Here is a 12,239-nt window from a genome sequence, read left to right as displayed (position 1 = left end):
GTTGCAGTGCCCACACCCGCTGCTCCACCTTCTCCAGCTCGTGTCCCAGCCAAGCCTCTCCCCCCACAGCCCATCAACCAACCCTTGTTTCCCCAAGTGAACCGGGTTGCTCCAACTTCTGCTCCCCTTGCAGCCCCTCCAACCCAACCTCCCACCCCTGGCTTTCTGGAGCGGTTGCGCGAGGAGCGGGAACGCTTGGGGAAAGACTAGGCGCAAAAAAGGGATCCCTGAGGATCCCCTAGCAAAGAGCTGGGCAAGGCTAGTCCTCGATGGGATCCCCCGTCAGAGGATCCCAGAAGAGAGTCAGTCAGGCAGCAGCCAGCCGGGCATTGGCGGCATCCCAGTTCACTAGGTGCTCCAGGTAGGCGCTGATGAAGTCGGGCCGCCGGTTTTGGTAGTCCAGGTAGTAGGCGTGCTCCCAGACATCCAAAGTGAGCAGGGGCACTTGGCCGTGCACCAGCGGGTTTTCGGCGTTGGGGGTTTTGGTAACCTTGAGGGTGCCGTTGTCCAGCACCAGCCAGGCCCAGCCGCTGCCAAACTGGGTGGCCGCCGCCGTTTTGAAGGCCTCGACAAACTTGTCGTAGCCGCCAAAATCGGCGTTGATCTTGTCGGCGATGGGCCCCGTCGGCGCGCCGCCCCCACCTGGCTTCATGGATTCCCAGAAAAAGGTGTGGTTCCAGACCTGGGCGGCATTGTTGAAGATGCCCACTTTGTCGGGATCCCCAAACGTGGTCTTGATAATTTCTTCTAGCGACTTATTGGCCAGCTCGGTGCCTTCGATCAGCTTGTTTAGGTTGGCCACGTAGGCGGCGTGGTGCTTGCCGTGGTGGTAGGAGAAGGTTTCCGCCGACATATAGGGCTTGAGGGCGTCGGCAGGGTAGGGCAGAGCCGGGAGTTCAAAAGCCATAATCGTCTGTCCTCTGTGTCTTGTGCAAAGAATGCAAGAAAGGACGCAGCGAAGGCAAAGATAAATCGGACAACGGCGTTACCTTTCTTTGCAGTCTTAGTGTAACTCAGAATGATTACGCTTTGGGATCCCCTCGCCATTTCCGTGCAGGCTGAGACCGTCCCCTCCTCTCCAAGCAGGGGGCCAGAGCTAACGGGATCCCTCCCGCAGCAGCTCGATCAGCAGGGGAGCGACATCCCTGAGCAGGGGGATCAAAACCGCCGTGATGGCGGCAATGGTAACCACATTGCGGGTGAAGTTGAGGGTATCGCGGCTGAGCTGGAAAAACCGCTCGTCCCAGCGTTTGACCTCGGCCTCCAGACGTTCTTCGGCGCCAGCAATGCGTTCCTCGGCTTTGGCAATGCGTTCCTCGGCTCTGGCAATGCGTTCCTCGGCTCTGGCAATGCGCTCCTCGGTGCCGGCAATGGTTTGCATCAGCTCTTGGTTTTGCCGGGCCAGTTGGGCGATGGCCTGAGCGTTGGCCTCGACAGTGCGCTCGATGCGCGCCAGCCGCTCCTCGCTGTAGCTCATGGTCGGGGAGGGGGAAATTGATGCGGGCTGGGAAAGTCCTGGGGTGGGATCCCTTGCAGGGCCTCGCTCATGAAGCGCTTCCAGGTGGGGGCAACAAAGGCCCCGCCGGCGGTGCCGGGCAGCATGGGGGAGTTGTTGTCGTTGCCGATCCAAATGGCGGTGGACAGTTGCGGCACATAGCCGATGAACCAAGCGTCGCGGAAATCAGAGGTGGTGCCGGTTTTGCCGGCCACCGGGCGCCCATCGTCCAGACGGGCCGCCGTCCCCGTGCCCTGGGTCACCACCCCCTTGAGGATCTGGTTGAGGGTGGCCACCGCCCAGGGATCCAAAACCCGCTGCGGCTGGGGCTTGGCCTCGAAGAGAATCTGACCGTTGCGATCCACCACCTGAGCCAAGAGAGTTGGCTCCACCCGGTAGCCGCCATTGGCAAACACCGCATAGCTGGCGGCCATTTCCAGGGGGCTGACGCTGGCCGAGCCCAGGGCCGTGGCCAAGTTGGGAAACATCTCGGCACTGATGCCCGTGGCCTGGGCTGCCGCAATGACGTTGCGGATCCCGACTTCATCTGCCAGCTTGACGGTGGGCACGTTGCGGGAGAGCTCCAAGGCGCGGGCAAAGGTGAGGGGGCCGTAGAAGGTGTTGTCGTAGTTTTTCGGGCTGTAGGGAGGCGAGCCAGGATAGGTGATGGGAGTGTCGTAGAGGATGCTGTTGGGCCCGTAGCGGCCGGTAGCCAGAGCCGCGTAGTACACATAGGGCTTAAAGGTGGATCCCGTTTGGCGAAAGGCTTGGGTGGCGCGGTTAAATTGGCCCCGTTGGGCGTTGATGCCGCCCACAAGGGCCTTGACGTAGCCTGTGCGGGGATCCACCGCCGCCAGAGCCATCTGATCAGCCCGGCGAGTGGCGGTAAGGCGAGGCCCGTCTTCGTTGACAATGCGCTGGGCAATGCGCTGCAGCCGCAGGTCGATAGTGGCCTGAACCCGCAGCCCCCCCTGGAGGATGGCCTGCTCGCCATAGCGGCGCCGCAGCTCTGCCTCAATGGCGTCGGTAACCGCCGGGGCGTTGCTCTGGAAGGAGGTGATGCGGCCCAAGGTCAATTCTTGCTCCCGTGCCGCCTGGGCCTCTTCCGGGGTAACCCAGTTCAGCTCCACCAGGCGATCCAGCACCAGCCGCTGCCGTCGCTTGGCCCCTTCCAGGTTGCGAAAGGGGCTGAGGATTTCCGGGGCCGGCAGGATCCCGGCCAACATCGCTGCTTCCGCCAAGTTCAGTTCCGCCGCATCCTTGTTGAAGTAGCTGCGGGCCGCCGCCTGGATGCCGTAGAGGTTGTGCCCCCAGTACACCTGGTTGAGGTACATCTCCAGGATCTCGTCTTTGGTAAAGACTTGCTCCAGCCGCACCGCCAGCACAATCTCGGCCACCTTGCGGCTGAGGGTGCGCTCCGGCCTCAAAAACAGGTTCTTCACCAGTTGCATCGTCAGGGTGGAGCCGCCTCCTGCCGAGCCCAACCCCCCTTCAACACTGCCCAGCAGCGCCCGGCCCAAACTGACCGGGTTGATGCCGGGGTGGGTGTAGAAGTGGCTGTCTTCAATGGCCAGCAGGGCTTTTTTCATCTCCGGCGAGACCTCTTCCAGCGAGATCACTTCCCGGTTGGCTTCCCCGTGCAAGCTGGCAATCGGCTCGCCGCGAATATCGACAATGTGGGTGGTGGCCACCGGCACGTAGTCCCGCAATTGATGCACATCGGGCAGGTTGCGGAAGCTGATGGCCAACCCCATCAAGCCGGCAGCCGTCGCTGTAGATCCCAAGAGCAGGGATCCCAGCAACAGGTTGCCCACCGTGGCGGCGGCCTGAGCTCTCCAGGAGGGGCGAGCGGGTCGGGCGGCGTCGGCATACTCGTCATACCCCGGAAAGGGGCGGCTGTAAGGATGCTGCGAAGCCGAATTCCTAGCCCAGCGGGCCGATGGTCTGCGACCGTAGGTCACCTCAAAAACCCCGTCACTTCAGCGTTGCGGAGCGACCGCAAGTCTGACCCATTATAGGGCGGCGCTTCTTAGGCCGGCAGGGGATCCTTTCCCTCTCTGAGTGGGCCAAATCCGGGTGAGCGTGGGGGGTTTCCGAGTGCTTTGTCTGCTGGCTGCTGGGATCCCCAGTTCCCTACCAGCCCGGATCTCGACATGCTGTTTCGCAGGGCAGGCGGCTGCCTCGCCGCTATCTCGCCCCAGAAGGGCGGCAAGATTGTTATCGACGTGCGAAAAACTCAGTTAGAACTGCTTAGCAAACTTTTCTGCAAAAGGGATCCCTGTCCCACCGCGTTGAGATCTTGCGCCTGGAAGCGCTATCTCGATATCCAGGACTCTTGTCATTGGCAGTGTTGGCAGGGCCAGAAGATCCAGGACAGCGTCTTGCCAGGTGGCTAGAGCAATAGCCGAGATACGAAACTGCGGCAAGAAGAGGAAGTATCTGGGGTGTTTCCACATCCCTTCCCGCAAGCGGGCCATAGGTCTGGGAGTTGGGGTTACGGCGTCCCCTGCGATGCAAACCGCATGCTCTGGGCAGCTCGGCAAGTGGGAGCCATCCCACAAGCTGAGAAAGACCCCCCTGGCAGAGCGCTGCGCGGAAGCAAGCTATAGCCGTGGGGAGAACATCAAGGAAGACCTGTCTGAGACCTTCCGCTGCAAGGGAGATGTCTGCGCCGGCAGCGCTCTGGATCCCGGAAGGAAGCTGTAGGCTGGATTAGGTTCTCGATGCAACGGGCCGAGTTCGACCAACCTTGACTGCTACTGATTGGGGATCCCGGCGCAACTTGCCTGAGCAAATCGGCTCGATGCAGGGGCCACGGGTTTTGATCTGTGGCTACCACGGCTACGGCAATGCCGGCGACGAGGCGTTGTTGCTGGCCCTACTGCGGCAACTCCAGCAGTTGTCCGGCCCTGTACAGCCGGTGGTGCTCTCTCCTCGCCCCGCGGAAACGGCTGCCACCTATGGGGTACTGGCCTGCCCGCGCTTCGATGGCTGGGCTTTGCGGCGCTATCTGAGGCAGTCTCAAGCTTTTATCTGGGGTGGGGGCGGCCTGCTGCAGGATCGCACCAGTTGGCGCAGCCCCCTCTACTACCTGGGACTGATGCTCTGGGCCCAGCGGCGGGGGCTGAAAACCTTGGCCTGGGCCCAGGGGATCGGGCCGTTGCAGCGGGGCTGGATCCGCGAGCTGGCCCGCCGCGCTCTAGCAGGTTGTACAGCCATCAGCGTGCGCGACGCCGTTGCTTCTCAATGGCTGCGAGCCTGGGGGATCCCCCATCAGGTGGCCCCGGATCCGGTTTGGGGCCTGCCCTCCAAAACCCTGCCGGAGTGGGAAAGATGGCCTCAGCCCCGCATTGCCGTGGTCTTGCGGCAGCATCCCCAGCTCACTCCAGCGCGATTGGAGATTTTGGCTGAGGGCCTGAGACGCCTCCAGGCTGCCACCGGAGCTTATCTGCTTTTGCTGCCCTTCCAACTGGCTCCGCCTGGATCCCCCGACCTGGGGCCAGACTACCGCTTGGCGCAACGGCTGCAACAGCGCTTGCCCGGCCACAGCCAGGTGTTGGAAATTCGGGATCCCTATCTTTTAAAGGGGGTCTTTCGGGGGGTGAAATTGGCAATTGTGATGCGCTACCACGGCCTGGTGATGGCGGCAGCCGAGGGCTGTGCCTGCTTTGGCCTCAGCTACGATCCCAAGGTGACAACGCTGCTTGAGGAATTGGGCATGCCCGGCTGGGATCTCGAGGCGATCCCAGAGGATCCGGAAGCTTTGCACCGGGCTTGGTTGGCCTGCTATGCCGATGGGCCGGCCCTCGGCCCTGACCAAGTGGCCGTTTGGGTGGAGCGATCGGCCCAGCACGCCCAGTTGTTGAGGCAGCACCTCCACTGGCAAGCAGCGGGGAGTTGAGAGCTCCTACCCTGTTGACCGAGACAATGGCGGCCTAGGCCCCGCCCTTCAGGGCTTGGAGTGTTCCCCGCTGCCAGTGTGGATTCAGGCAGCCGTCCTTGTCGAGATTCGCTCTACCCTGGGAATAGGGTGCCAAGCCAAATCCCCTCCCATGAGTGCCGAGATTCAACCCTGTACGCGCCAACAGATCCTGATCGGGATGGGCCTGACCAGCCTGATCGCGGCGGTGATCGCCGGCCTCTGGATCTGGCTGGGATCCCTGCGCGTGCCCTTCCGTTGGGATCCGCTGGCCGTTGCCTGGGGAACGGCGCTGGGGCTGGGGGTGGCGCTGCTCAGCTGCGGGGCTTACTGGCTTTGGCCGGCCTATCGCCGGGCGGCTTCCGCCTACTTGCACCTGGTGGCGGATCCCCTGCAGTGGTCAGATATCTTCTGGGTGGGGGTGCTGCCGGGCTGGAGCGAGGAATGGCTGTTTCGCGGCGTGCTGATGGGATCCCTGGTGGCCAGTCCCTTGGGGTGGACGGGCGGGATCCTCTTGAGCGGCCTCTTGTTTGGGGTTTTGCATTGGCTGGGATGGCAGGGTTGGCCCTATGCCGTCTGGGCCAGCGCCGTGGGCGTCCTCCTGGGGCTGGGCGTGTGGCTGTCGGGAAACCTGCTGGTGACCATCGTCGCCCATACTCTGGTTAACTGGATTGGGGTTTGCCTTTGGAAATGTTCCGCCTTGCCAGCCGAATCCTGATCGCGTCAGCGGGCCGTAGGCCTTTCGCGTGAGCGGGCCGTAGGCCTTAGTTGCCGACGTCGCCGCCACCAATTCCCCCTCTCCCTCTGGGGGAGGGGCCGGGGGTGAGGAGAATTATCTCGATGCCAAGCCGAGGGATGTTAAAGCCTTTGAATTGGATTTTGGGATCCTTCCCGGGGCTGCAGGTGGGGCGATCCTTGCTGCTTATTGGCCTGGGGGTGTACGGCTACCTGCTCTGGCTGGGCTGGTTTCAATCGGAGCGGCTGATCTTTTTGCCTCGCCCCGCCAGCTACCAGGATGGGGATGCCATTTTCAAGCTCACCACCGCCGATGGCCTGCAGATTTCGGCGGTGTATCTGCACAACCCCGAAGCCACCTATACCCTCCTCTACAGCCACGGCAACGCCGAGGACTTGGGAGATATCTTGCCGCGCCTGGCTGGCCTGCAGCAGGGGGGGTTTGCCGTCTTGGCCTACGACTACCGCGGCTACGGCACCAGCGAAGGGATCCCTTCCGAAGCCGGTGCCTACAAGGACATTGAGGCCGCCTACGCCTATCTGGTGGAGCAGGGGATCCCGCCGGAGCGGATTTTGGTTTACGGACGCTCGGTGGGGGGCGGGCCCTCGGTTTACTTGGCAGCCCAAAAGCCGGTGGGGGGTCTGATCCTGGAATCGACCTTTGTAACTGCTTTTCGCGTCTTGACCCGCATCCCGCTGCTGCCTTTTGATCGCTTCGACAACCTCAGCCGCATCGCCCAGATCAACTGCCCACTGCTGATTTTGCACGGCACCCAGGATCGCTTGATCCCCTTCTGGCATGCCGAAGCCCTTTACCAAGCGGCACGGGATCCCAAGCGTTTGGTGCCCATCGAGGGAGCCGATCACAACAATTTGCTACAAGTGGCCGGGGAGCGCTACCTGCCCATCCTGCACCAATTTGTGGCCGAGCTGGTGGATCCCGAGCATCCTTTCTCCAAGCAGCCGGCTAAGTAGCGATAAACACAGTGTTATGATGTCCCTGTTTTGTTAGCTAAGACCCAGAGGGTACTGGTTACAGAAGCAGCAAATCCAGGCGACTCTTTTGCCCTGGGCTTTCCCGCTGCTTTTATTCGCTGTTGGTTGACCGAAGAAGGCGGTTTTCAAGGCCATGCTTCAGGAGATTCTCAGCTTCCAACTGCTGGGCAACCCCCTTTGGAACTACCTGCTGGTATTTTTCATCTTTGTAGTCGGGATCTTCGCCATCCGCACTGTGTTGCGGGGCTTGGTTCTCCGAACCTTGGCAGGTTGGTTCTCTAAACTCAGCGGGATCCCCGGCAATACTCCTATTCAACTAGTAGAGCGCTACCTGATCCCTTTGCTCTACCTGGCTCTGATTTACGTCTGTTTGAGCAGCCTAAATTTGGCCACCGTCCTGCGGCAAACTCTGGACATCCTGGCCACTGTCGTTGGCACCTACTTGGGCATCAATCTCCTCAGCGCCAGTGTAGAGTATGCTCTGCGCATTTACCTGATGCGCAAAAAAGGCGATGCCACCACCGAGCAAAGCTTGCTGTTGCTCTCCCCTCTGATCCGGGTGGTGTTTACCCTTATCGGTATCTTGTTTCTGCTGGAAAATCTGGGTTTTGATGTGGCAGCACTGGTGGCCAGCTTGGGCATTGGCGGTATAGCCATTGCTTTGGCGGCGCAAGGAGTCTTACAGGATCTGTTTGCCTATATCTCTATTTTGATGGATCGGCCTTTCGAGATTGGGGATTTTATAATTTTGGGCGATTTTATGGGATCCGTAGAGTACATCGGCATCAAAACCACGCGCCTACGCAGCTTGGGCGGAGAGCAGATCGTGATGGCCAATACCGATATCACCGGATCCCGAATTCGCAACTACAAACGTATGCAGCGGCGGCGGGTGGTTTTTGGCTTTGGCGTTGTTTACGAAACTCCCCCCGAAAAGCTGCAGGCCATTCCAACCTTGGTGAGACAAATTATCGAAGCCGAGCCCAACGCCCAATTTGACCGCGCCCACTTCGCCGCCTACGGAGATTTCAGCCTCAATTACGAAGTGGTTTACTACGTGCTCAGCCCAGACTACAACCTCTACATGGATGTGCAGGAGCGCATCAACTTGGCTCTGAAGCGAACTTTTCAGGAACAGGGAATCGAATTTGCCTACCCAACGCAGTTGCTCTACCTGAGCTCGAAGCAGCAGGGTGCCCTCACCAACCTCTCTTAGTCCTCTCTTAGTAAAGAAGTGGGATGGGAATGGGGCTGCCGGCGGGTTTTCAGATAGCTCCTTGACCCATCAGTTCTTGCAACAGGTTCTGCGCCGTTCCCATAAAGCGCATCACGTCAGGATGATGGCTCCAGATGGGGTCGCTTTCGGGGAAAACCTCCAGCGAGAACATGCTCTGCACGGCTCGCAGATAAGGCAGCAGGACGGTGTAGCTGGCCGGGGTGAGCTGAAAGCGCAGCGCCTCATCCAAAAGCTCCAGCATCTGCCGCACCAGCTTCCACTCCACCTTCAAAGGAGGGTAGAGCATCACACACAGGGGAAACAGCTCTTGTTGGACAGCCGCCACACTGCCTTCCAGGACGCAGAGGCCCAAGTACACCTGGAACATCTCCACATCGCGGATGCTGGAAATCCGCACCTCCAGATCCGTCAAGGGGCCGCTTTCGCAGCGATAGCCTGGGAAACGCTGCGCCACCTCAGCACAGATGGACTCTGCCACGCTGGTAACCAGAGGCAAGAGCTCTTGCACGGCAGCCAGGGGGGCGGAAAAGGTATCGCCTGCATGGGCGGCGGCACCCTCGTACATCCTCTGGAGGGGCATGTAGAGGTGGTCGTCCATGACCTTCAAGTAGGGGTGGAAGAGGCCGCACTCTTGAGGGGATAGGGCTTGCAAGACCATTTGCCCCGTGTAGTGGAATTGCATACTTAAAAAGCCCAGCACCCGCGGATCCCGTTCGCTGTAGCGGGCCCTCAGCCGGCCACAGAGCGGCGCGATCTGCACCGAAAAGCGAGCCGGCGAGAGGCCCTCCCCACAACTTTCCGCTGCCGCCTCAAATAAATCCCGAGAATCCTCGGCAATTTGCCAGGGATCGATCAAGTCCGGATCCAGCCGCTGCTTGGGTATTTCAGCAGCCAAGAGCCGCTCTGTCTTGGCCCAGGCCTGGGAGCTGGCAAAGCGCAGGGATCCCTTCACTTTGTCGGCCAGTTGGGCGCCCGGCAGCTCGCCCAAGGCCGCCTGCGCCCGCAGCTTGTCTACATATTTTTGGGCCCACAGGGTGGCCAAGCTGCAAGTTGTAGCTGTTTCTGCACTTCCCATCGATCCCACGGCCTCGCCCGAGAAGCTAGATTCTGTTACCTACAATACCCTTAGCACGTCGCCGTTGCAGCCTGTAAAGAACTTACAGAATATTAATTCCCCCGCAACAATCGTTTACGTCGGGAAAGGGCACTCCCCCTAGCCGGCAAGTTGGCAACACCTTAAAATATCCTAAAATCCGCTCGGAAAAGTGGAGTTTTTGTGGCAGAATAGACTGTAGATCGATCGATGGCAAGGATCCGGATCCCGGCCTCACCGGACTGAACTCTTTACTGAGGAGAAAGAGCGTATGGCTCTCCGACTTGGCGATACAGCTCCCAATTTTACGCAAAAGTCCACCCACGGCGAAATTGACTTCTACTCCTGGGCCGGGGATAGCTGGGTAGTGTTGTTTTCCCACCCTGCCGACTACACGCCGGTCTGCACCACCGAACTGGGCACCGTTGCCAAGCTGATGCCCGAATTTGAAAAGCGGGGGGTGAAGGTGCTGGCCCTCAGCGTGGACGATGTGGACTCCCACCTGGGCTGGGTGAAAGACATCGAGGAAACCCAGAACGCTATCGTGAACTACCCCATCTTGGCAGATGTAGACCGCAAGGTCTCGCAGCTCTACGGCATGTTGGATCAAACCAACCTTAACCAAGAAGGGCTGCCCTTGACGGTGCGCTCGGTTTTCGTTATCGATCCCAACAAGAAAATCCGCCTCATCCTTACGTATCCGGCCAGCACGGGCCGCAACTTCGACGAGCTTTTGCGGGCCATCGACGCTCTGCAGTTGACGGATAAGTACAGCGTCGTCACCCCTGCCGACTGGAAAGATGGCGACGACGTCATTATCCCGCCTTCGCTGCAGGATCCTGAAGTGCTAAAAGAAAAGTTCCCGAAAGGTTACAAGGAGCTCAAGCCCTACCTGCGGCTCACCCCTCAGCCCAATAAGTAAGTCCACCCCCCTTGGCAGGAAGGGATCCCTTCTCCGCCGAAGCCGTGATTCCTTTCTCTGGATCCCCGCCGAGGGGATCCTTGACTTTATGGTTCTTTAAACCCGCCTAAGACGGTTTCGGAGGGCGCTGCGCTGGCCTAGGCGAAACCTCCTCTTCTGGGAGAGAACGATCGCCGGTGGGGTTGGGATCGAGTTGGGCGGCAAGTTTAGGCTTCGGGGAAGGAAGCTGCTGCTGTTTCGGCCAGCCTCTCCACTGTAAAGTAGCGATGGAACTTATCCGTCACCCGCAACCAGGGGGAGCGGCTGCCTTCTTTGCGATAGCGGGTCACAAAGCCCTTTTCCACCAGCTCTGCCACGTGTTGGTAAGCGCCCTGACCGCGCAACTCCACCAAGTCAGCTTGCGAGAGGGGGCCACGTAGAACGATGGTTGCCAAGGTACGGGTGGCGCCCACCCCGATTTCAGGGGGCAAGAGCTGGTTGGCCAGCTCCAGAAAAGGCTCCCGCAACTGCAGAGCAAACCCCTCCTCCACCTGCAGCACCTCTAGGGCAGAATCGCGGTGGGCGTAGTCTTCCATCAGCTCCAACAGCGCATCGTAGGCCTCCTCGCGGCTGCAGTGGGCCAACTGGGCCAGCGTCGATAGGGCCAACGGCTGTCCCTTCAGGTAGAGGATTGCCTCGATCTGATTTTTCAGGGCTAAAAGACGCCCCCCTCCTATCTCTGGCCTGGAATCTGAAACCGACTTGGAACGACGCGAGGGCATAGCGACAAGGGATCCGCTAACCTGTCCCGTAGCATAGCAGCAGTTGCAGACTGAGGGATCCCTGCTGGGGCGGCCTGGGCCAAGGCGAGCGTTGCTATGCTAAACCATGGCAGGGTCTGCTTTCTCGCCCATCGCGCTACTCGGTGCGGAGTACAATTGCACAGCCTGAAGCCAATTGCGTAGCATAAATAGGGTTTGGGGATCCCAGAGAATTGGAGAGGTGTCCGAGCGGTTTAAGGAAGCAGTCTTGAAAACTGCCGTGGTTCACGCCACCGTCGGTTCGAATCCCACCCTCTCCGTTGCTTTTCCGTTGCTTTATTGAGTAACCCACAATGCTGTTCGGCGGATCTAGCCCCCTACCACGCCCCTACTCCTAGATAGGCCCTTCTACGCCTATCTAGAGGTTGGCTATCTCTTCGACGTAGCCGACCGACTGAGGGCCAGGGCCCAGGGCAAACCGCTGCCAGCGGGGCACAACCCGGAGCCCCGAAACATCAGCTTCATCTACCGGACAGAGGCAGGCTGGAAGCGGGTGGTGGTGCAAAAGGACAACAAGCTGCAGCTCTACAGGCCCAGGGAGAATTGACTGGAAAAGTGGCCTCTGGCATATTACAGGGCAACCGCCAGATCAAGTAGAGCGCAATGCACACGCCGAGCTGGAAGCCCCACCCAATCCTCAAATATGAGCGGAGTGACTGCTATCCCTATATAGTTCTTCCCACCCCCATCAGCCTGCAACTGAGCGGGCCAGAACTGCCCCCTCGCCCCAGAGAACCTGAGCCACCTCAACTACCCCCTCGACCAGTCAAGCCGCAACTACCAGAGCTCCCAACCCGTGTGATGGACAAGCTCCAGGCTGCCCTGTCAACTGGAGCTGGAGTCGTTGCCCTAATTGCGCTGATTATTGCTGAGGCTCCATTCTTTCTAATCTTGGCAGGGATGGCTGGTGTGGCCACCTTAGCCCGCTTCTTATACGAATCCTGGACTTATGAAGAGAGAATGGAAGAATACGAGAGAAAAATGCAAAGTTACAGCCTTTTAATTTAAAATAGGGTACAGGTATTCAAGAGGAAGGAGAGAA

At 59.8% G+C, this 12,239-nt stretch carries 11 protein-coding genes, 1 tRNA gene and 1 pseudogene; 8 read left to right on the top strand and 5 right to left on the bottom strand.

Annotation, left to right across the window (positions count from 1 at the left end):
- Nucleotides 1–210: pseudogene (locus NW848_RS06590) on the top strand (serine/threonine protein kinase); the annotation flags it as partial.
- 97 nt (nt 211–307) lie between these two features.
- Here NW848_RS06590 and NW848_RS06585 read toward each other — a convergent pair.
- The 3 genes from NW848_RS06585 to NW848_RS06575 all read right to left on the bottom strand — a co-directional run bounded on the left by NW848_RS06585 (nt 308) and on the right by NW848_RS06575 (nt 3,456).
- A complete protein-coding gene (locus NW848_RS06585; RefSeq protein ID WP_011431628.1) occupies nt 308–907 on the bottom strand; it encodes a superoxide dismutase in 600 nt (199 codons plus the stop codon).
- Between the two features lie 189 nt (nt 908–1,096).
- Nucleotides 1,097–1,477, bottom strand: a complete 381-nt coding sequence (locus tag NW848_RS06580; RefSeq protein ID WP_414402426.1) for a hypothetical protein — start codon at nt 1,475–1,477, stop codon at nt 1,097–1,099.
- Nucleotides 1,474–3,456 (bottom strand): transglycosylase domain-containing protein, encoded by a 1,983-nt coding sequence (locus NW848_RS06575; RefSeq protein ID WP_414402427.1) that lies wholly within the window; start codon nt 3,454–3,456, stop codon nt 1,474–1,476. The genes NW848_RS06580 and NW848_RS06575 overlap by 4 nt, the downstream gene beginning before the upstream one ends.
- A gap of 788 nt (nt 3,457–4,244) precedes the next feature.
- On the opposite strand from NW848_RS06575, the gene csaB reads away from it, so the two are divergent.
- The 4 genes from csaB to NW848_RS06555 all read left to right on the top strand — a co-directional run bounded on the left by csaB (nt 4,245) and on the right by NW848_RS06555 (nt 8,361).
- Nucleotides 4,245–5,396 carry a polysaccharide pyruvyl transferase CsaB gene (csaB, locus tag NW848_RS06570; RefSeq protein ID WP_414402428.1) on the top strand — a complete coding sequence of 384 codons (1,152 nt, stop codon included), beginning with the start codon at nt 4,245–4,247 and terminating at the stop codon, nt 5,394–5,396.
- 151 nt (nt 5,397–5,547) lie between these two features.
- On the top strand, nt 5,548–6,132 hold the full coding sequence (locus NW848_RS06565; protein ID WP_011431623.1) for a CPBP family intramembrane glutamic endopeptidase: 585 nt from the start codon (nt 5,548–5,550) through the stop codon (nt 6,130–6,132).
- A 137-nt stretch (nt 6,133–6,269) separates the two neighbouring features.
- Nucleotides 6,270–7,124 carry an alpha/beta hydrolase gene (locus NW848_RS06560; protein WP_414510851.1) on the top strand — a complete coding sequence of 285 codons (855 nt, stop codon included), beginning with the start codon at nt 6,270–6,272 and terminating at the stop codon, nt 7,122–7,124.
- 154 nt (nt 7,125–7,278) lie between these two features.
- Nucleotides 7,279–8,361 carry a mechanosensitive ion channel family protein gene (locus tag NW848_RS06555; RefSeq protein WP_011431621.1) on the top strand — a complete coding sequence of 361 codons (1,083 nt, stop codon included), beginning with the start codon at nt 7,279–7,281 and terminating at the stop codon, nt 8,359–8,361.
- Nucleotides 8,362–8,410: 49 nt separating this feature from the next.
- Here NW848_RS06555 and NW848_RS06550 read toward each other — a convergent pair whose 3' ends face one another.
- Nucleotides 8,411–9,424, bottom strand: coding sequence for a hypothetical protein (locus NW848_RS06550; protein WP_414510850.1), 1,014 nt, complete (start codon nt 9,422–9,424; stop codon nt 8,411–8,413).
- A 322-nt stretch (nt 9,425–9,746) separates the two neighbouring features.
- Here NW848_RS06550 and NW848_RS06545 point away from each other — a divergent pair, with 322 nt between their 5' ends.
- Complete coding sequence (locus tag NW848_RS06545; protein WP_011431619.1) at nt 9,747–10,397, top strand: peroxiredoxin; 651 nt, start codon at nt 9,747–9,749, stop codon at nt 10,395–10,397.
- A 206-nt stretch (nt 10,398–10,603) separates the two neighbouring features.
- Here the strand turns inward: NW848_RS06545 and scpB are convergent, their stop codons facing one another.
- On the bottom strand, nt 10,604–11,158 hold the full coding sequence (gene scpB, locus NW848_RS06540; RefSeq protein WP_011431618.1) for an SMC-Scp complex subunit ScpB: 555 nt from the start codon (nt 11,156–11,158) through the stop codon (nt 10,604–10,606).
- Nucleotides 11,159–11,372: 214 nt separating this feature from the next.
- Here scpB and NW848_RS06535 point away from each other — a divergent pair.
- Both NW848_RS06535 and NW848_RS06530 read left to right on the top strand, forming a co-directional pair.
- Nucleotides 11,373–11,457, top strand: a tRNA-Ser gene (locus NW848_RS06535).
- A 538-nt stretch (nt 11,458–11,995) separates the two neighbouring features.
- Nucleotides 11,996–12,205, top strand: coding sequence for a hypothetical protein (locus tag NW848_RS06530; protein ID WP_414510849.1), 210 nt, complete (start codon nt 11,996–11,998; stop codon nt 12,203–12,205).
- The last annotated feature ends 34 nt before the right edge of the window (nt 12,206–12,239 follow it).

It is taken from the genome of Synechococcus sp. RC10A2 (genome assembly GCF_047502605.1).
Note: the sequence above shows the minus strand (reverse complement) of the source record. Positions and strands in the feature narration are given on the sequence as shown.